The organism is Mediterranea sp. An20, from assembly GCF_002160055.1.
GTDB lineage: Bacteria > Bacteroidota > Bacteroidia > Bacteroidales > Bacteroidaceae > Bacteroides > Bacteroides avicola.
Window position 1 is genome coordinate 191,940 of record NZ_NFJV01000002.1, and the last position, 18,004, is coordinate 209,943.

15 protein-coding genes and 2 tRNA genes are annotated in these 18,004 nt (G+C 50.1%); 4 read left to right on the forward strand and 13 right to left on the reverse strand.

The features are described from left to right. Positions 1–15 precede the first annotated feature (15 nt). Positions 16–3,396 (forward strand): TonB-dependent receptor, encoded by a 3,381-nt coding sequence (locus B5F34_RS02205; protein ID WP_087334605.1) that lies wholly within the window; start codon positions 16–18, stop codon positions 3,394–3,396. An 87-nt stretch (positions 3,397–3,483) separates the two neighbouring features. Continuing rightward, the gene (locus B5F34_RS02210; RefSeq protein ID WP_162609272.1) at positions 3,484–5,244 is read left to right on the forward strand and encodes a RagB/SusD family nutrient uptake outer membrane protein; all 1,761 of its coding nucleotides are present in this window, start codon (positions 3,484–3,486) and stop codon (positions 5,242–5,244) included. 104 nt (positions 5,245–5,348) lie between these two features. Here B5F34_RS02210 and B5F34_RS02215 read toward each other — a convergent pair whose 3' ends face one another. From B5F34_RS02215 to proC, 3 genes are all read right to left on the reverse strand, one after another. Further along, positions 5,349–7,004, reverse strand: coding sequence for an AMP-binding protein (locus tag B5F34_RS02215; protein WP_087334610.1), 1,656 nt, complete (start codon positions 7,002–7,004; stop codon positions 5,349–5,351). 123 nt (positions 7,005–7,127) lie between these two features. Then, positions 7,128–7,676: a cupin domain-containing protein gene (locus B5F34_RS02220; protein WP_087334612.1), complete on the reverse strand. Its 549-nt coding sequence runs from the start codon at positions 7,674–7,676 to the stop codon at positions 7,128–7,130. A gap of 192 nt (positions 7,677–7,868) precedes the next feature. Continuing rightward, positions 7,869–8,666: a pyrroline-5-carboxylate reductase gene (gene proC, locus B5F34_RS02230; protein ID WP_087334616.1), complete on the reverse strand. Its 798-nt coding sequence runs from the start codon at positions 8,664–8,666 to the stop codon at positions 7,869–7,871. Positions 8,667–8,771: 105 nt separating this feature from the next. Between proC and B5F34_RS02235 the strand changes: the two genes are divergently transcribed. Then, positions 8,772–9,212 carry a DUF6078 family protein gene (locus tag B5F34_RS02235; protein ID WP_087334618.1) on the forward strand — a complete coding sequence of 147 codons (441 nt, stop codon included), beginning with the start codon at positions 8,772–8,774 and terminating at the stop codon, positions 9,210–9,212. A 437-nt stretch (positions 9,213–9,649) separates the two neighbouring features. After that, on the forward strand, positions 9,650–10,834 hold the full coding sequence (locus B5F34_RS02240; RefSeq protein ID WP_087334620.1) for an AAA family ATPase: 1,185 nt from the start codon (positions 9,650–9,652) through the stop codon (positions 10,832–10,834). 170 nt (positions 10,835–11,004) lie between these two features. Here the strand turns inward: B5F34_RS02240 and B5F34_RS02245 are convergent, their stop codons facing one another. From B5F34_RS02245 to B5F34_RS02290, 10 genes are all read right to left on the reverse strand, one after another. After that, the gene (locus B5F34_RS02245) at positions 11,005–12,126 is read right to left on the reverse strand and encodes an aminotransferase class III-fold pyridoxal phosphate-dependent enzyme (protein ID WP_087334622.1); all 1,122 of its coding nucleotides are present in this window, start codon (positions 12,124–12,126) and stop codon (positions 11,005–11,007) included. Positions 12,127–12,318: 192 nt separating this feature from the next. Beyond that, a complete protein-coding gene (locus B5F34_RS02250) occupies positions 12,319–12,600 on the reverse strand; it encodes a GIY-YIG nuclease family protein (RefSeq protein WP_087334624.1) in 282 nt (93 codons plus the stop codon). Positions 12,601–12,672: 72 nt separating this feature from the next. Then, positions 12,673–13,641, reverse strand: a complete 969-nt coding sequence (argC, locus tag B5F34_RS02255; RefSeq protein ID WP_087334626.1) for an N-acetyl-gamma-glutamyl-phosphate reductase — start codon at positions 13,639–13,641, stop codon at positions 12,673–12,675. 34 nt (positions 13,642–13,675) lie between these two features. Beyond that, positions 13,676–13,885 (reverse strand): PspC domain-containing protein, encoded by a 210-nt coding sequence (locus B5F34_RS02260; protein ID WP_087334628.1) that lies wholly within the window; start codon positions 13,883–13,885, stop codon positions 13,676–13,678. A gap of 15 nt (positions 13,886–13,900) precedes the next feature. Further along, on the reverse strand, positions 13,901–15,115 hold the full coding sequence (locus B5F34_RS02265; protein ID WP_087334630.1) for an argininosuccinate synthase domain-containing protein: 1,215 nt from the start codon (positions 15,113–15,115) through the stop codon (positions 13,901–13,903). Positions 15,116–15,230: 115 nt separating this feature from the next. Continuing rightward, entirely contained in the window at positions 15,231–15,788 is a 558-nt protein-coding gene (locus B5F34_RS02270) for a GNAT family N-acetyltransferase (RefSeq protein ID WP_087334632.1), read from the reverse strand. 31 nt (positions 15,789–15,819) lie between these two features. Further along, entirely contained in the window at positions 15,820–16,293 is a 474-nt protein-coding gene (gene argR / locus B5F34_RS02275) for an arginine repressor (RefSeq protein ID WP_087334691.1), read from the reverse strand. 329 nt (positions 16,294–16,622) lie between these two features. Then, positions 16,623–16,695 (reverse strand) — tRNA-Pro (locus B5F34_RS02280). 15 nt (positions 16,696–16,710) lie between these two features. After that, a tRNA-Phe gene (locus B5F34_RS02285) sits at positions 16,711–16,783 on the reverse strand. Between the two features lie 193 nt (positions 16,784–16,976). Further along, the gene (locus tag B5F34_RS02290) at positions 16,977–17,978 is read right to left on the reverse strand and encodes a malate dehydrogenase (RefSeq protein WP_087334634.1); all 1,002 of its coding nucleotides are present in this window, start codon (positions 17,976–17,978) and stop codon (positions 16,977–16,979) included. Between the last annotated feature and the right edge of the window lie 26 nt (positions 17,979–18,004).

Sequence of the window (18,004 nt, forward strand, 5' to 3'; positions counted from 1 at the left end):
TTAAATCTTGATGACATGAAATGCATGAATCTTAGGTTTGGCGTTTTGACATTACTGGTTGTCACTTCTTCCTATTCCATAGGGACAAGTGCCTCGGTGAAAGAGAATTTGTTTGCGACTGAATCTTTTCAGGCAGACGACAAGGAATGTACGGGAATTGTAGTTGATGAGGCTGGTGTGCCTCTTATTGGAGCTTCGGTTCGTGTGGCAGGTACCCAGCGGGGAGCCATAGCCGACATAGACGGAAAGTTCTCCATAGCAGATGTGCCCATAGGTACTGTGCTCAACATCAGTTATGTAGGCTATGAGACAGCCGAGGTGAAATTTGAAGGAAAAAGCCTGCGTGTAGTGCTGCATGAGAACAATATGTTGGAGGAAGTAGTGGTTATCGGTTACGGCGTTTCTCAGAAAAGGACCAAGGTAACCAACTCCATATCCAAGGTAAGCGATGAAGCCCTGACGGTCGGTGCGCATGCCAATCCGGCGCAGGCACTGGCGGGTGCTGTGGCAGGTGTGAAGGTGCATGTGACTTCCGGTTCACCGGCTGCAACGCCTTCTATCACCATTCGCGGTGGCTCGAACTATGACGGAGGTTCCAATGAACCGTTGGTGATTGTAGACGGTGTAATCCGCAATTCGCTGTCGGATATAAATCCCAATGACATTGAGTCGATGAACGTATTGAAGGATGCGGGAGCAACAGCCCTTTATGGAGCACGTGCCGGCAATGGAGTTATTCTTATTACTACCAAGAAAGGAAAGCAAGGCTCTGCCCATATTGACTTCAATCTGAAAGTCGGTATGAATTATTACGATAACGGCTATACGATGTGCTCGGATGAGGATTATCTTTATTACTACCGACTGGCTCTTCAGAATGCCGAACATACTTTGCCGGGAGGAGCTTATGCTTCGCAATACAACAATATGCTGTATGCTACCAATCAGCCTGGTGGTATCGGGCGTACGGAGCTGGACAATAGCCAGTCTTATAATATCTTGAGAAAAACAGATGCCAATGCCTACCTGTTGCAGCAGGGATGGAAGGAGATGCTGGACCCTGTCAGTGATAATTATATTCTGTACAAAAATACCGACCCTCTGAAGATGAACGGACGGAATCCGTATATAACCCAGGATTACAATATCAGCATTTCGGGCGGCAACGACCGGGGCAGTTATTATGCTGGATTGGGTTATTACGATGCAGACGGCCTTATTAAAGGCACATTTTATAAGCGCTACAGCTTTGCCCTGACTGGCAGCTACAAGATAACCAAATGGTTGGAGTCGAATTCTGTCTTTAACTTTACACGTGCCAATTGGCTGAATGACGATCCAATGCTGAACACTACTTATTTCCTGAACCGTGGTTTAGGTTATAAATTTGTGCGTTATGAGACGGAAGATGGTACACCTTTGTTCGGCACGAGCAATCCTACTATCAATGTCAATGCGAATTCGGGAAATTTCGACCGCGACTACCAGTCGGATAAGTTCTCGATGAGTCAATCGTTGACGGCTACCATTTTGCCGGGCTTGACCCTGAAAGGTACGATGAGCTGGTTCTATAACGAAGAATATGATGAAGCTTTCAATCATGCTTACTATAATTCCAATGTGGGCGTGCTGAATCCTAACGGGTCGGCAGGTGTGGACAGGACTTATTCTACAAGTGCCTCTTTCTTGCGCTATTTTGATGAAACCTATAACGTAGTCGCTAATTTCAATCGCGTTTTTGCAGAAAAGCATACGGTCAACGCCATGTTGGGAAGTGAACTGTATAAGCGCCGTTACCGTGATTTCAGTGCCAGTGGTTATGGCGCTCCAACGGGTGATTTCGCAGACCTGGGCTTGACTCAGAATGATGCAGACGTACAGTCTCGCTCCATTGACTCCTCGCATGCCAAAGAAGCACTCTTGTCCTATTTTGCCCGTGTGGAATATGATTATATGGATAAGTACCTGGTTGCTGCGACTTTCAGACGGGATGGTTATTCCCGGTTGGTAAACAATAAGTGGGGTAACTTCCCCGGTGTATCTGCGGGTTGGGTTTTCTCGGAAGAAGATTTCTGGAAGAATCTGGGTCTGGAATGGCTTAACTATGGAAAGCTGCGCGGGTCATTCGGTCTGAACGCTACGATTAATTCCAATTATTTGGGATATTACACCTTGCAGGGAGCCTATAGCGCTTATATGTACAACAGTGTGTATGGTTATCGAATCAGTACCCTTCCCAATCCGAATCTGAAATGGGAGAGAACCCGTACTGGAGAGGTCGGACTGGATTTGGGCTTCCTTCAGAACCGTTTTAATTTGGGGCTGACATATTACAACCGCCTGACAATGGACAAATATTCGTCTCTTTCGTTGCCGCAGACTTCAGGATTTTCTTCTGTTGTGGCTAACAATGGTTCTTATCGGAACCAGGGTCTTGAAATTGACTTTGGCGCCACTCTGTTGCGTACGCGTGATTTCCTGTGGACATTGAATGCCAATATAACCTACAACAAGAATACGATAGTGAAACTGCCGGATAATGGTTTGACCAATAATCGCCAAGGTGGTACGGAAGTATATACGGGTAACGGTACGGACACTCATTATGTGGGAGGCTACCAGGAAGGGCAGACCCCCGGTAGTTTCGTAGGCTATGGAGTGGTCAAGATGGTGCGTTCGCAGGCAGAAGTCGATGCGTTGGGCGACTACATTGATGTGGGTGGTTCGTATGGCGTGGGCGTTTATGCCACGGAAGCTGGACGGCAGAGGTTGCTTGCCATGGGCTATACAAATAATGTGCAGTTGATGCCCGGTGATTTTGTCTATGAAGACAGAAACGGCGACAATATGGTGGAGGCCCGTGACCGTAAGATTCTGGGAAATCTGACACCGAAATGGACAGGAGGTTTTGATACGACCTTGAAATGGAAGGGACTTCAGCTCTATGCCAGATTTGATATGGGCTTTGGATTCCAGGTATACGACTCTAATATTGCTTTCTGGCTGGGCGAGGGACAAGGAGCTATGGCCTTCAGCGAAGAAGTGCGTGATACGTGGACACCGGACAATCCTGATGCCAAATATCCGCGTGTGGTTTGGGCCTCTCAGTATGGTACAGATAGTTACATCCGGACTAACTCATTCTTTACGCAAAGCGGTAATTATCTGGCTTGCCGTGAGCTTCAGTTGTCTTATACTTTGCCTACGGATATTTGCAGAAAGTTCCATTGCCAGGGATTGACAGTTTCTGTGACAGGACAGAACTTGGGCTATATTAAGTCTTGCACGATTCCTTTGCCTGATAATGTTACCTATACTTCCGGAAATACAGCCGGTAATGGCGGTACATATAATGTGCCTCGTACCTTGCTGTTTGGCTTGAATGTTTCGTTTTAAAATGTATAATGTTTATCTAATATGAATTTGAATATGAAAAAATATATCAGAACTTTGATGCTGGGAACATTTCTGGGAACCGGGCTTATGTCAACTTCTTCTTGTAGTGACATTCTGGATGTGACTCCGGAAGATTGGTTCAGTGCTTATTCTTTCTGGCAGACTCAATCGGAATTCGAAGGGTTCGTTTCGGCGGTTTCCAATCAGTTCCGGGCTAATTATCCGGCCAATATCTTATTCTATGCAGGCGAACTTCGTGCAGGAGGTTTTGAACTGACAACTATTGACGGGTCGGGCATTTTGAACTCCAGTGTCATACAGAACATCTATGATGAGACCACCAATTATCAGTTTAGTAATTTTGGCGGGTATTATGGCTTCATCGCAAATCTGAATGAACTGATTTACCGGTGTGACAATACGACAGTCCTTTCCAATGATGTGAAGAACGGATTGCTCGGTATCGCTTATGGCTGGCGTGCGTATGCTTATTTCCAGATGTACCGTATGTACGGCGGAGTGGTCTTGCGTCTGACGCCTGACGTAGTGTTGGGGGAATATGATCCTACGCAGTTATATAAGGGACGTGCTACGGCGGAAGAAACTTTGACACAAATCAAGAGTGACATCCAGCAGTCTTTAGACTACTTTAATAGTTCTACTTACGTCTATAATAGTGGTGCGGCAGATTATTATTGGTCGAAAGCAGCTACGGAAATGCTGGCCGGTGAGGTTTATTTGTGGTCGGGAAAGGTTTCTACTGGCGACCATGTCGCTGCTGCGGAAGATGTAGCTACGGCAGCCACTTATTTTGACAACGTAATTAATGACTACGGATATGAATTGCAATCGGATTATTTCAGCGTATGGACTACTCCGCACAATTCCGAATCCATTTACAGTATCTGTTACAGCGACGAGAATGACGGAGCCTATTATACCTATCCGCCTTATTATTTGCTGTGGGCCAGAACTACTGGTACAGCATACAATAACTATTGGAGTACGCAGGATCAGGAAGGCTGGGGACATGTGAAAGGGATAGCCAACCGTTTTGGGAAGTGGTACGATCCGGAGACCGGAACTTCGGAGGATATTGAAATCTGGAGTTCCTGCAGCTTTGGACCAATGCGTTATACCTATAAGAATGCACTCTATTACCAGTTTGATGAAGATGATTCCCGTATTAATATGTTTTATCCGCAGTGGTATGTCAATGAAGGGGAGGAAGATATGCAATACATTCCCGACTTCGATCCGACAAAGTATAGACTGGCCGGTACTTTTGTCTGCAAGTTCCGGCCGAAGATGGTGTCTTCCAGCACTTATTATACTTTTGCCAATGATATGCCCATTTATCGTCTGGCTTTGGCTTACCTGTATGCTGCAGAATGTGCCAACTATGCCGGAGACAATGCAGCCGTGGAATACTATATCAATGCCATCCGTCAGCGAGCATACGGCGACAAATGGGATGAATCCAGATATGGTTATGTGGCAGGAAGCTTTGTAGAGAATGAAAATGCTATCATGCGTGAGAAGGATAAGGAGTTTATTATGGAAGGTCAGCGCTGGTGGGACTTGCGCCGTTTGACAACGGTGAAAGGTGGCACGCAGAAAGACCACTTCGTATTCCAGCCACAAGGCTGCGTAGGTTACGGGCTGAATACGACCGAGAACCCTTGGATGGTGGATATTAACGGGGAACTGGTTGAAACGAATACCCCCGTATTGGACGGTACGACTCAAGATGAGCACTTGTTGCTTTGGCCTATTGATGCTACTGTGATGGGGTCAGATCCTGAAATTGAGCAGAATCCCGGTTATGAGATAGATGCTGAAGAATAAATACATACATGGTTTTGATTTTGTAGATTGAGAAAGAGGAGGCAAACACGAATGAATGTCTCCTCTTTTTCTTGGCTTTTGAGAGTCAGTTAAAAGTGCGTTTGTCACTTCCGGTCATTCTGCCGTATCTCCACGCGACGTATCTTGCCGCTGATAGTCTTGGGCAGTTCGTCCACGAACTCGATGACGCGCGGATACTTGTAGGGGGCGGTCACGCGCTTCACGTGGTTCTGCAGTTCCTTGACCAGCGCATCGTCGGCTTTGTCTCTGTAGTCTTTAGAGAGGACGATGGTGGCCTTCACCACCTGTCCGCGTATTTCATCGGGTACACCGGTGATGGCACATTCCACTACGGCGGGATGGGTCATCAGGGCGCTTTCCACTTCGAAGGGACCGATGCGGTAGCCCGAACTTTTGATGACGTCATCGGCACGTCCCACGAACCACAAGTAGCCGTCTTCATCCTTCCAGGCCACGTCGCCCGTATAATAGATGCCGTCATGCCAGGCCTCGCGGGTGCGTTCCGGGTCGCGGTAGTATTCCTTGAAGAGCCCGAGTGGCTTTCCTTTGTCTGTGCGGATGACAATTTGCCCTTGTTCGCCAGCTTCGACGGAGCGGCCGTCGTGGTCTATGAGGTCTACGTCATACTGTGGGTTGGGCAGGCCCATGCTGCCCGGCTTGGGTTCCATCCAAGGCATGGTGGCCACGGTAAGAGTGGTCTCTGTCTGCCCGAAGCCTTCCATCAGTTTGATGCCGGTCAGTTTCTTAAAGGTTTCAAATACGGCGGGATTCAGTGCCTCACCCGCGATGGTACAGTATTGCAGGTGGCTGAGGTCGAACTTCGTCAGGTCTTCATGGATGAGGAAGCGGAAGATGGTGGGCGGTGCACAGAGCGAGGTGACGTGATAATCCTGTATCTTCTGCAGGATGTCGTGGGGCGTGAACTTCTCGTGGTCGTAGACAAAGACCGTAGCGCCGGCAATCCACTGTCCGTACAGCTTGCCCCATACGGCCTTTCCCCAGCCTGTGTCGGCTATGGTCAGGTGCAGACTGTCGGGGTGGAGGTTGTGCCAGAAGCTGCCCGTAACGATGTGTCCCAATGGATAGGTGAAGTCGTGTGCCACCATCTTAGGTTCGCCGGTGGTGCCGCTGGTGAAATACATCAGCGAGATGTCGTCGTTGCTGTTGGGATGTTCGGGTTTCACGAAAGGAGCGGCGTGGTCTATGCCCTGGTGGAAGTCTAAATAGCCTTCGGGCACTTCGGGACCTACGCTGACCAGACACTTCACGCTGGGCGACTCAGGCAGAGCGGCGGTGATATGGTCGGTGATGACTGTTTCGCCGGCGCAGACTATCATTTTAATGTCTGCGGCATTGCAGCGGTATACGATGTCCTTCTTCGTCAGCAGGTGGGTGGCAGGGATGACCACAGCACCAATCTTATGCAGGGCGATGATGCTGAACCAGAACTCGTAGCGGCGTTTCAGGATGAGCATCACCATGTCGCCGTGCCCGATACCGAGGCTTTGGAAGTAGGAGGCGGTGCGGTCGGTCTCGCGTTTCATGTCGGCAAAGGTGAAGTGGCGGCACTCGCCTTTGTCATTGGTCCAGAGCAGGGCCGGTTTGTCGGGAGCTTCGGCTGCCCAGGCATCTACGACGTCATAGCCGAAGTTGAAGTTATCCGGCACATTGATGTGCAGGTTGCGGATGAAATCTTCTTGAGATGTAAATGTGGTTTGAGTCAGAAATCTTTCTATCATTTCTTAAATTGAGAATTGAGAGTTGAGAATTAAAAATTTGAGAGTTGAGATTTGAAAAATAGAAGTATATAAGATATTGCCTGTGCGCTTCTATTTCTTAATTCTCAATTCTTCATTTTTAATTTATAAGATGATTGCCAGGAAGCGCACCGTCTTTCCGTCCAGTGCTTTCATGCCGTGGGGCAGTTTGGAGTTGAAGTAGATGCTGTCTCCTGGGTTAAGGGTCAGTTCTTTGCCGCCGACACTGAGCAGCAGTCGGCCTTCGATGACGAGGTTGAACTCCTGTCCGTCGTGTGTATTGTAGTGCATGGGGCGGTCGCCCGGCTCTACGGTGACGATGAAGGGGTCGGCCTTGCGGTTGCGGAATCCGGCGGCCAGGGCCTGGTACTTGTAGACTTTGGTGCGTTCCACGCTGACACCTTTGCCGGCGCGGGTCACGAAGTAGGTACTCATCTTGGGTTCTTCGCCAAACATCAGTGCATCGAGTGCGATGCCGTAGTGGCGGGCTATTTGCTGGAGCATGCTGACGGAGATGTCGTGTTCGCCCGATTCGGCACGTTCGTACTCGGCCGGGTCGATGCCGCAGTCGGCGGCTACCTCGGCTGGGGATAGCTCCATAGCGTCGCGCAGTCCGCGCAGGCGCTCGGCAATTTGCTTGATTTGTTCGTCCACGTAATTAATGGTTAATGGTTAATGATTAATGGTTAATTCTTTGTTTGGCCGTTTTGATACTGGCTGTTATGATTTTAAGCAAGGCTAAGGCATCTTGGTTGACACTTTCATAGGCATCTTTTTCTATGAAGTTGGTCGCATATAGAAGTTTTAGCCAATACAGGGTTTCGTTGGTTTCTTTTTGAGCGATTATCAAACGCTGGCTTTGATGGCTTTGATGACGGCCGAGGCGAAGCCGGCGTGTTCCAGTTCGTTGAGGCCGCGGATGGTGTAGCCTCCTGGTGTGCAGATTTCCTTAATCTTCATCGAAGGCTGCACGGAGGGTTTCTCCTGAATGAGGGAGCCGGCGCCAATGACACATTGGGCGGTCATCTTCAGAGCCTCGTCCGAACCGAGCCCCAGTTCGACACCTGCCTGCACAGCAGCGCGGATATAGGTCAATACGTAGGCCATGCCGCAAGATGCCAGGGCAGCAGCGGCGTTGAGCTTCTCTTCGGGCAAGGTCATGACCGGCCCCAGGGGCGACAAAAGGTCAGTGAGGAACTTCAATTGTACCGGGTTGGCGGCCAAGGACGAAACGAGGGTCATGCTGCGGCCGATGGTGGCAGCAATGTTGGGCATGACGCGGAAGTAGGCCATGGCCGGAGCGCGGTTGTAACGATCTTTGCACGAAAGAATGGAGGTGATGTTGTTGATGGTCAGTCCGGCCACCACGGAGGCAAGCATCTGTCCATCGTGCAGGGGCATCTCCATGAGCACGTCGGGGGCTATATTGGGCTTGACGGCCAGGATGACCAAATCGGCTTCTTTCACGGCCTGGATGTTCGAGGTAGTGATGCTCATACCCGGAAATTCGGTCTTCAAGGCGTTTAGCTTTTCTTCCGAAGGGTTGGATACGATGATGTCTTCTGGCTGAGCCATGTCACCCCAGGCCAGTCTGCGGGCTATGGCGCTTCCCATGTGTCCCGCTCCAATGATGGCTATTTTCATACGTTACTTTTGCTTATGGTTGTGCGACAAAAGTACGTCTTTCTGTCAAGAAATGCAAGGGATGTGCACCGGATTGCGTATATTTGTCAGCAAAAACAGAATTTTATGGAAGAAAACTTCGATTATAGCTTGGTGCCCAGTCATTTTATTCATTGTTTCCATACCTCCTGTCCGCGGGCTGGCGAATGCCTGAGGCAGTTGGCGGCGCGGCACGTCACGGCTGTGCGTCCCACGCTCCTGGCGGTCAATCCTGCCGTGTGGGCCGATTGCTCCCTCTTTGTGCCCATCCGTCCCATCCGGGTGGCATGGGGCGTGCGCAACCGCATCGACCGCATGCCCCATAAGGAAGCGGAAGGCATGAACTCCTGGTTGAACCGTACTTATTCGCGTATGGGCCATTCGCGCATTGTGCGCCACCTCAAACCCCTTCTGCCTGCCGACCAGAAACTCGTCTTGGAGGCCTTCCGCCGTTTTGGCGTGATGGACGAGGATGTGTTTGATTACTGCACCTATACCTACGACTGGAATGCAAAGTCTGGGAAGTAGAGTGTAACAAACGCGTTGTTACGCTGTAACATAGGCTGTTTTACGCTGTAAAAATGCCCTTGTTACGGTGTAACATAAATAGTGTTATGCAATGTTACAGTGGGAAGAATCCCATCATTGAATATCAGCGGCTATTCATTTTAAAGGTACAAGTCGTATTCTGACAGTTAAACGAAGTCGAAAAGAAAATGTAGGGTGTTTACGTTCAATGGCTTTCGCTCATGGTCTTGTACCGCCTTTTCACAGCCTTTTTGTGGAATTCCCTCTGCCATGCACAAGGCATTGATAGACACGGACTTCATCGTATATGTTTCAGAACGCTTGATTACTTTCGCAGAGATAGTGTTTTTCTTGTAAATCCATGATTATTACTCAAATAAATTTGTTACTTTTGCTGTGAGTAAAAATCTTCATCGCATTGAGTAAAATGTAATAGTATGTATAAACGAGCAGAATATCAGTTGATTACAGAACGCATGAAAGAGACTCGCAGATTCATCCAAGTTGTGATGGGTGCCCGGCAGATAGGAAAATCAACGGTGGTCAAACAAGTGCTGAAAGATTTGGATATGCCTTACCAGTTCTTTTCTGCCGACAATGTGCCGGCTACGAACAGTGCATGGATTTCCGATTGTTGGGCGGCTGTGCGAAGCTTGAAGGAGAGCAAAGGATGGGGAAGCGTTATCCTTGTAATTGACGAGATACAGAAGATTGCCAATTGGAGCGAGGTGGTGAAAAAGGAGTGGGACGATGATACGTTCCATGACCGCGATATTAAGATCTTGCTTTTGGGGAGCAGTCGCGTACTGTTGGAGAAAGGCTTGTCCGAATCATTGGCTGGGCGATTCGAAGAAATACGCATGAGTCATTGGAGCTATCAGGAAATGAAGGAGTGCTTCGGTTTCTCGCTCGACCAATATATGTTTTACGGAGGCTATCCCGGTGCTGCCACTTTAATTGGCGATGAAGACCGCTTTAGCCAATACATTCAGTCGGCTATCATTGAGGCGACCATTAACAAAGACATTCTGATGGACACGCCGATAAGTAAACCAGCTTTACTTCGGCAGACCTTTGAGCTAGGAGCAGCCTATTCGGGCGAATTGCTTTCATTGAACAAGATGTTAGGCTCGCTTCAAGATGCAGGGAACACAGTAACATTGGCAGGCTATATCAATCTGTTGGACGAAAGCGGATTGCTTTGCGGGCTTCAGAAATTTAGCGTGGATATGGCAAGGCGGCGTGCTAGTATCCCTAAGTTGCAGGTATATAACAATGCCTTGAAGATGGTGTATAGCCCGTTGACATTTGAACAAGCCATTCTCAACCGTAAGGCATGGGGACGAATCTTTGTATCGGGTATTGGAGCTTATTTGGTAAGTCAAGCTTTCGTACATCGTTTTGAAGTATTTTATTGGCGTGAACGGGATGATGAAGTCGATTTCGTCCTGCGCAAGAAAGGTTCGGTGGTCGCCATTGAGGTGAAAAGCAATGCGGAGAAACGGACAGAAGGATTGGATAAATTCCGCAAACTTTTTAATCCGCAAGCGGCATTTATTGTAGGTGATGGTGGCATCAGCGCGGAAGATTTCCTTTCGATGGATGTGAGGAAGTTGTTTTGAAAAGATAGCTATCATGAATGGTGTTACGCAATGTTACAGTGGGAAGAATCCCCAGATGCTCTGCCGCGACTGCAACCGCCGCAAGTCCGGCAAATGAACGAAAATCCCCGCCGGACGAGACCAACTCGACCGGCAGGGATTTATCATTGCTATGCTGATTATTAATTGGCTTACAATACCTTTGCGAACCGCTCCAGGAACGTGTCTGCCTCGTCCATCGTGAGGCAGAGGGGCGGAAGCAGGCGGATGACGTTTGTCCCGCTGACGCCCGTGAATACTTTCTGTTCGTGCAGCAGGCGCGAGCGCAGTTCTTTGATGGGTTGTTCGAACTCCACGCCTATCATGAGGCCGCGGCCACGCACTTCTTTTATCTGCGGCAGCTTTTTCAACTCTTCCAGCAGATGAGCGCCGACGCGGGCGGCATTTTCTATCAGTCCTTCGCCTTCAATGACATCCAGCACGGCCAAAGCTGCCGCGCACGCCAAGTGGTTGCCGCCGAACGTTGTGCCCAGCTGCCCGTAGACAGGTGTGAACATCGGGCTGACAAGCAGGGCTCCCATGGGGAAACCGTTGCCGATACCCTTGGCCACGGTAATGAGGTCGGGGCGGATGTCTGTCCATTGGTGGGCGAAGAAGCGGCCGCTGCGACCGTATCCGCTTTGTATTTCGTCAAGGATGAGGATGGTGCCCGTGCGGGTACATTCCTCGCGTAGAGCCTGCATGAATGACGGGTCGGGTACGCGGATGCCGCCTATGCCCTGTATGCCTTCGATGATGACGGCACATACATCGCCCTTGCGCAGCTCGGCCTGCATGGCTTCCGTGTCGTTCAGGGGCAGGTAGGTGGTATGCTTGTTGTCATTGATGGGGGCGATGATTTTCGGGTTGTCCGTCACTTCTACAGCCAGCGACGTGCGTCCGTGGAAAGCTTTGCCGAACGACACCACGCGGGTGCGCCCGTTCTGGAACGAGGCCAGCTTCAGAGCGTTCTCGTTGGCTTCAGCGCCGCTGTTAATCAAAAACAGGGCATAGTCTTCGTATCCGCAGGCATGCCCCAGACGCTCGGCCAGTTGCTGCTGGAGTTTGTTAATGACGGAGTTGGAGTAGAAACCCAGCTGCGCCACTTGCTTGCTTATCATCTCTACATAATGCGGATGACTGTGACCGATAGAGATGACGGCATGTCCGCCGTAGAGGTCGAGGTACTCGGTGCCTTGCTCGTCCCAGACGTGGCAGCCCCGACCTTTTACTATATTGATGTCGAATAGGGGGTATACGTCAAAGAGTTTCATTGTCTTAGTTTTTAATTCATGATTAATATTCATTCGTTCTGTCATCCCGAGCGCAGTCGAGGGATCTTACTATCAGTTCCTGTAGGTTTAGTAAGATGTCTCGACTTCGCTCGACATGACAGGGACAGCGGGATTCATTCCTTTTGCTCTGTTATCCCGTGGTCGAGGGATCTCACTATCGGCTTTGTAGCATTAGAGATAAACTCCTAAGTCTTCCATGTTTGGGTTCAGTCGCCGTATCAAGGCATATTTCTTTTCCCTTGACCACTTTTTCAGTTGCTTCTCTCTGGCTAAGGCATCGTTGATCATTTGGTATTCCTCATAATATACCAAATAATGGCAGTTGTACTTCTTGGTGAAGCCCTCCAACGACCCATTCTTATGCTCTTGATAACGGCGGGCCAGGTCGTTGGTCACTCCGATGTAGAGAACATATTTGTAAGCGTTGGTCATGATGTAAACCCAATATGACATACTGATGCTTTTACGTTAGTGAGATCCTTCACTTCGTTCAGGATGACAGTGCAAGCTGTTTCTTCAGTTACTTTAGAATGCGGAGGGCTTGAGGCGTAAGCCCACCGTTTCCTCCAGGTTGAACATCAGGTTCATATTGTGGACTGCCTGTCCGCTGGCACCCTTCAGCAGGTTGTCGATGCAGGAGATGATAAGCAACTTGTCGCCGTGCTTCTCCAGGTGGAGGAGGCACTTGTTGGTGTTCACCACCTGTTTCAGGTCGATGTTCTTGTCAACCAGGAAGGTGAAGGAATCCTCGGCATAATACTCCTCATAGATGCGCGTCAGTTCCTCGATGCTGCATTTGTTCTTCACCACGATGGTGGCAAAGATGCCGCGTGGAAAGTCGCCGCGGTAGGGAATGAAGTCAACGGCTGCGTCGAAGCTGTTCTGCAGTTGCTTCAGGCTCTGGTGGATTTCAGGCACGTGCTGGTGTTCGAAAGCTTTGTAGACACTCAGGTTGTTGTTGCGCCAGCTGAAGTGGCTTGTAGCGCCCGGCTTGACACCTGCTCCGGTGCTGCCCGTGATGGCGTTCACCATGATGTCGTCGTTCAACATCAGGTGCTTGGCCAGAGGAAGCAGTCCCAATTGGATGCAGGTGGCGAAGCAACCGGGATTAGCCACGTGACTGGCCTTGCAGATAGCACGGCGGTTCAGTTCGGGCAGGCCGTAGATGAAGTCGTTGCCTTCGGCCTTCAGGCGGTAGTCCATGGAGAGATCCACTACTTTCAGTCCTTCCGGCAGGTTGTGGCTGTCCATGAACTTGCGCGTGTCGCCGTGGGCAGTGCAGAAGAAGAGGCAGTCTATCTCGTCCAGCGGCAGACGGTCGGTAAAGCGCAGGTCTGTTTCGCCGTAGAGCCCCTCGTGCACGTCGGTCACGCGGTTGCCTGCATTGCTGGCGCTGTTGATGAAGACGATTTCAGCCTCCGGATGATTGATGAGCAGGCGGATAAGTTCGCCGGCCGTATAGCCGGCGCCGCCGATGATTCCTATCTTTATCATGGGAATGAAGAATTAAGAATGATGAATGAAGATTTTACAGCGTGTCCTGGTAACTCTCCGAGGGGATAACCATCCATAACACGAGGTAGAGGATGAGGCCCGTGAAGAGAGTGAATACGGCAAACACGGCAAAGCCCGCACGTACGGCGGTCGGGTCGATATCAAAGTACTTGGCCAGGCCGGCGCATACACCTCCCAGCTTGCGGTCGCGCATGGAACGGCGGAGTTTCCTTGGTTCGTTCATGGTTTCCTGGGCTTATCAGATGTTGTTTAACTCATCCTTATGCCCGGCATAGTAGGCGCGCAGCGGAGTCGACAGCACCTTGATGAAACCTTTGGCATCTTCTGCTGTCCAGCCTTTCTGCATCTCGCCGTATTCGCCGAACTTGTTCTTCACCAGGTCGTCCGTGCTTTCCACACCCACGGTATGGAAGCCGTAGGGGCGCAGTTCGAGGATGGCGGTGCCGTTGACGTTGCGCTGACTGGAGACGAGCATGGCTTCGATGTCACGCATCACCGGCTCCAGGTATTCGCTCTCGTGCAGGAACATGCCGTACCAGTTGGCCACCTGGTCCTTCCAGTATTGCTGCCATTTGCTCAGCGTGTACTTCTCGAGGAAGCGGTGCGCACCGATGATGAGCATTGGTGCAGCAGCCTCGAATCCCACGCGTCCTTTAATACCGATGATGGTGTCGCCCACATGCATGTCGCGGCCGATGGCGTAGGCTGCACCAATTTCCTCTACTTTCTGTATAGCTTTGATGGGGTCGTCGATGCGTTCGCCGTTCACGGCTTTCAGTTCACCCTGCTCGAAGGTAAGCTTCAACTGTTCTGTTCCTTCCTTGGTGCAGTGTTTCAGGTAGGCACTCTCGGGCAGTCCCTGTGCCGAGTCGAGAATTTCACCGCCGCAGATGCTGGTCCCCCAGATGCCGACGTTGTAGGAATACTTCAGCTTGGCGAAGTCGGCGGCAAAGCCGTGTTTGTTCAAGTAATCAATTTCTTCCTGGCGGCTCAGGGCCATGTCGCGGGTCAGGGTGATAATCTCCACGCCCGGTGCCATCACAAGGAACGTCATGTCGAAGCGCACCTGGTCGTTGCCTGCTCCCGTAGAGCCGTGTGCGATGGCATCAGCACCGATCTCGTTGGCATAGCGTGCGATGGCCAGTGCCTGGAAGATACGTTCCGAGCTGACCGAGATGGGGTAGGTGCCGTTGCGCAGCACGTTACCGTAGACCATGTACTTCAAGCTTTTCTCATAATACTCGTGCGTCACGTCTAAAGTGACATATTTCGTTGCGCCCAGCTTGTAGGCATTCTCTTCGTTCGTTTTCAGTTGTTCGGCGCTGAATCCGCCCGTGTTGGCGCAGGCCGCGTGTACTTCATACCCTTTTTCCTTGGCCAGATACATCACGGTGAACGAGGTGTCCAGCCCGCCGCTGAATGCGACTACTACTTTCTTTTTCTTCTGTTCCATACTTATTGAATTGAGAATTGAGAATTAAGAATTGAGAAATAATATCAGTAGTCTTTTCTGGGGATTTGTCCCGGTCTCCTTGCGTATTTTTCAATTTCTAATTCTCAATTTATAATTAAATCTTGTCCTCTTCGTGTAGTGCCGGGTCATAGAGCATGGCCGTGCAGATACAGAACTTGCGTTTCTTGGCCACCAGTATATCGTGGTTGATGCAGCCTTCGCAACCTTTCCAGAACGCCTCGTCGTCGGTCAGTTCGTTGAAGGTAACGGGCACGTAGCCCAGCTCCGTGTTCATCTTCATTACGGCCGCGCCGCTGGTCAGGCTGAATATCTTGGCCCAAGGCCAGCGCAGGCGAGCCAGGCGGAACGAAGCCTGCTTGATGCGCTTGGCCAATCCGATACCCTGGTATTTGGGGTGAACGATAAGGCCCGACGTGGCCACATACTGCTTGTTTCCCCAACTCTCTATATAGGTGAATCCAGCAAAGTCATCGCCGTTCAGGGCAATGATAGCCTTGCCTTCCTTCATCTTGGTTGCTAAATACTCGTGTGTGCGTTCGGCGATGCCGGTGCCGCGTTTTTTGGCTGCCTCTCTGATGGTGTCCAGAATGGTATCCACGTAAACTTCGTGTGAGGCGTCGGCCACCATCACATCAATTTGCATTACATCCATTTCTCTTATTAGTATTTTACTTTTCTACGATTTATTTGATGTTCGGTATGATTTGCGACAAGAATGTCCGTACTTCTTCGTGCGTCACTGTTTCTTGCAGCACCAGCATGATGGTGTCATCTCCCGCAATGGTACCCAATATGGCCGGAAATTCCCGATTGTCGATGTCATAAGCCATGCTGCTGGCATATCCCGGTCGGGTGCGTATGACAGCGATGTTTTTGGAGAAGTTCAGCGAGATGAATCCGTTGTTCATCAGCATTTCGCTGGGGCTTTGCTCGTTGGAGCGTTTGTACATAATATCATTGGGCAGTACGTATACATATTTCCCATTGGCATTGGCCGCCTTGGCTACTTTCAACTGCTTCAAGTCGCGCGACAGGGTGGCTTGGGTCACTTCAAACCCTTCTTTGTGCAAAGCCTGCGATAATTCCTCCTGCGAGCCTATCTCTCTGCTTGATATCATTATTTTGATAGCATTCAATCGGTTGGCTTTCTTTTTCATGCTTGTATATTTATTCTGTTCGGGGTGCAAAATTACGCATTTGTTGTGAATAATATGCAATACCATCGTGCTTTTTTTGTATTTTTCTGCAAATATGCTCTATTTCCTGCATAAAAAGTTCTGTTTTTCTTTGCTTGTCCTTTCCGGGCCCGGTGTAGGAAGCTTTTTCAGTTGTATTCTTTGCCGGAATGCTCAGAGAGGCAGAAAGTAAAAGCGGGGTGGGTTGTCGGTGATGCGAAGGTAGGAAGCCCGTTCGTGCATTTCGTGGCCGCTTCAAGGGCATTAAAATAAAAAAGCCACTGGAATCCAGCGGCTTGTGCTTTTGAGTGTCGGAATGAGGCGACTCGAACGCCCGACCCCTACGTCCCGAACGTAGTGCGCTACCAACTGCGCTACATTCCGATGCCTCTCCGAAAGTGGTGTCACCAGGAATCGAACCGGGGACACAAGGATTTTCAGTCCTTTGCTCTACCAACTGAGCTATGACACCTTTGTTTCTCGTTTGCGGGTGCAAAGATAGAGGATGTTTTTGAACTGTGCAAGTGTTTTGAGAAAAAAGTGCAAAAAAAATGCCGTTTTCTGTGTGAAACGGCATTTTTAATGGTTTTTCTGCTCTTCAAACGGGGTTTGTAACGCGGTTTGGGACCTTTGTCCGAACTCCGTCGAAGTGAGTATGTGTTTCTTTAGTCAATGTTCGGGTTGATGCTGTGCCAGTCTTTGATGGCGGGCAGAACACCCATGGCAATGACTTCGTCACGCAGCGTGCAGAGGTGAGCATAGCTCTTCTTCAGGTCTTCCATTTCTTCCGGAGTACCGATAACCTCTTCGTAAGCGCAGCCATTCTTTGTGATGGTTACTTCCATAGCCATCATGATGTGGTCGAAGCCCTGGAAAGAGCAGTAACGGCCAGCGGGCCAGTTGAACGGCTTGCCGCCCATGGCAGCTGCAATCATTTCGACAGATACGTAAGCCGGGCTCTGGAAAGAAGAACGGCCGCGCAGAGCGATGATGTTGGAACCGCCTTTGGTAACCTTCTGCTGAATTTCGGCCCACTGCTCTTTAGTCAGCTCGGGAGTGCCGATGATGTCCAGCAAGGGTTTGCCGTCGATTTTGGCAGTAGAAGCAAATACAGCCATCTGTTCGCCGTGGCCACCGTAAGTGCGGCAGTTTTCCACCTTGTCCGGAGAGATGTGGAAATGCTTGGCCAGTTCGCTGCGCAGACGGGTGCTGTCCAAAGCAGCCAGCGTAGTAACCTGAGAGGGTTTCAAGCCGGAATATAACAAGGTGATCAGACCGGTGATGTCGGCGGGGTTGAAGATAACTACCACGTGCTTAACGTCCGGGCAGTATGCTTTCAGGTTCTTGCCGAGCTCTTCAGCGATGGCTGCGTTGCCTTTCAGCAGGTCTTCACGCGTCATGCCGGCCTTGCGGGCTGCACCACCGGAAGAGATAACATACTTGGCATCGGTCAATGCTTCTTTGATGTCGGAAGTGAAAGTCAGGTTCACACCTTCAAAGCCGCAGTGGAACATTTCTTCTGCCACACCTTCCAGGCCCGGAGCATACGGGTCGTACAGGCAGATGTTCGGAGTCAGGTGCATCATGATGGCAGTCTGGGCCATGTTAGAGCCGATCATACCGGCAGCACCAACGATTGTCAGCTTTTCATTTGTAAGAAATTCCATAACTGTTATAATTTAAAAGTTGGATA

What these genes read in the sequence shown, in the direction of transcription:
- B5F34_RS02205 (WP_087334605.1), top strand. Translation starts at nt 16, where the DNA reads ATGAAATGCATGAATCTTAGGTTTGGCGTTTTGACATTACTGGTTGTC.
- B5F34_RS02210 (WP_162609272.1), top strand. Translation starts at nt 3,484, where the DNA reads ATGTCAACTTCTTCTTGTAGTGACATTCTGGATGTGACTCCGGAAGAT.
- B5F34_RS02215 (WP_087334610.1), bottom strand. Translation starts at nt 7,004, where the DNA reads ATGATAGAAAGATTTCTGACTCAAACCACATTTACATCTCAAGAAGAT.
- proC (WP_087334616.1), bottom strand. Translation starts at nt 8,666, where the DNA reads ATGAAAATAGCCATCATTGGAGCGGGACACATGGGAAGCGCCATAGCC.
- B5F34_RS02235 (WP_087334618.1), top strand. Translation starts at nt 8,772, where the DNA reads ATGGAAGAAAACTTCGATTATAGCTTGGTGCCCAGTCATTTTATTCAT.
- B5F34_RS02240 (WP_087334620.1), top strand. Translation starts at nt 9,650, where the DNA reads ATGTATAAACGAGCAGAATATCAGTTGATTACAGAACGCATGAAAGAG.
- B5F34_RS02245 (WP_087334622.1), bottom strand. Translation starts at nt 12,126, where the DNA reads ATGAAACTCTTTGACGTATACCCCCTATTCGACATCAATATAGTAAAA.
- B5F34_RS02250 (WP_087334624.1), bottom strand. Translation starts at nt 12,600, where the DNA reads ATGTCATATTGGGTTTACATCATGACCAACGCTTACAAATATGTTCTC.
- argC (WP_087334626.1), bottom strand. Translation starts at nt 13,641, where the DNA reads ATGATAAAGATAGGAATCATCGGCGGCGCCGGCTATACGGCCGGCGAA.
- B5F34_RS02260 (WP_087334628.1), bottom strand. Translation starts at nt 13,885, where the DNA reads ATGAACGAACCAAGGAAACTCCGCCGTTCCATGCGCGACCGCAAGCTG.
- B5F34_RS02265 (WP_087334630.1), bottom strand. Translation starts at nt 15,115, where the DNA reads ATGGAACAGAAGAAAAAGAAAGTAGTAGTCGCATTCAGCGGCGGGCTG.
- B5F34_RS02270 (WP_087334632.1), bottom strand. Translation starts at nt 15,788, where the DNA reads ATGGATGTAATGCAAATTGATGTGATGGTGGCCGACGCCTCACACGAA.
- argR (WP_087334691.1), bottom strand. Translation starts at nt 16,293, where the DNA reads ATGAAAAAGAAAGCCAACCGATTGAATGCTATCAAAATAATGATATCA.
- B5F34_RS02290 (WP_087334634.1), bottom strand. Translation starts at nt 17,978, where the DNA reads ATGGAATTTCTTACAAATGAAAAGCTGACAATCGTTGGTGCTGCCGGT.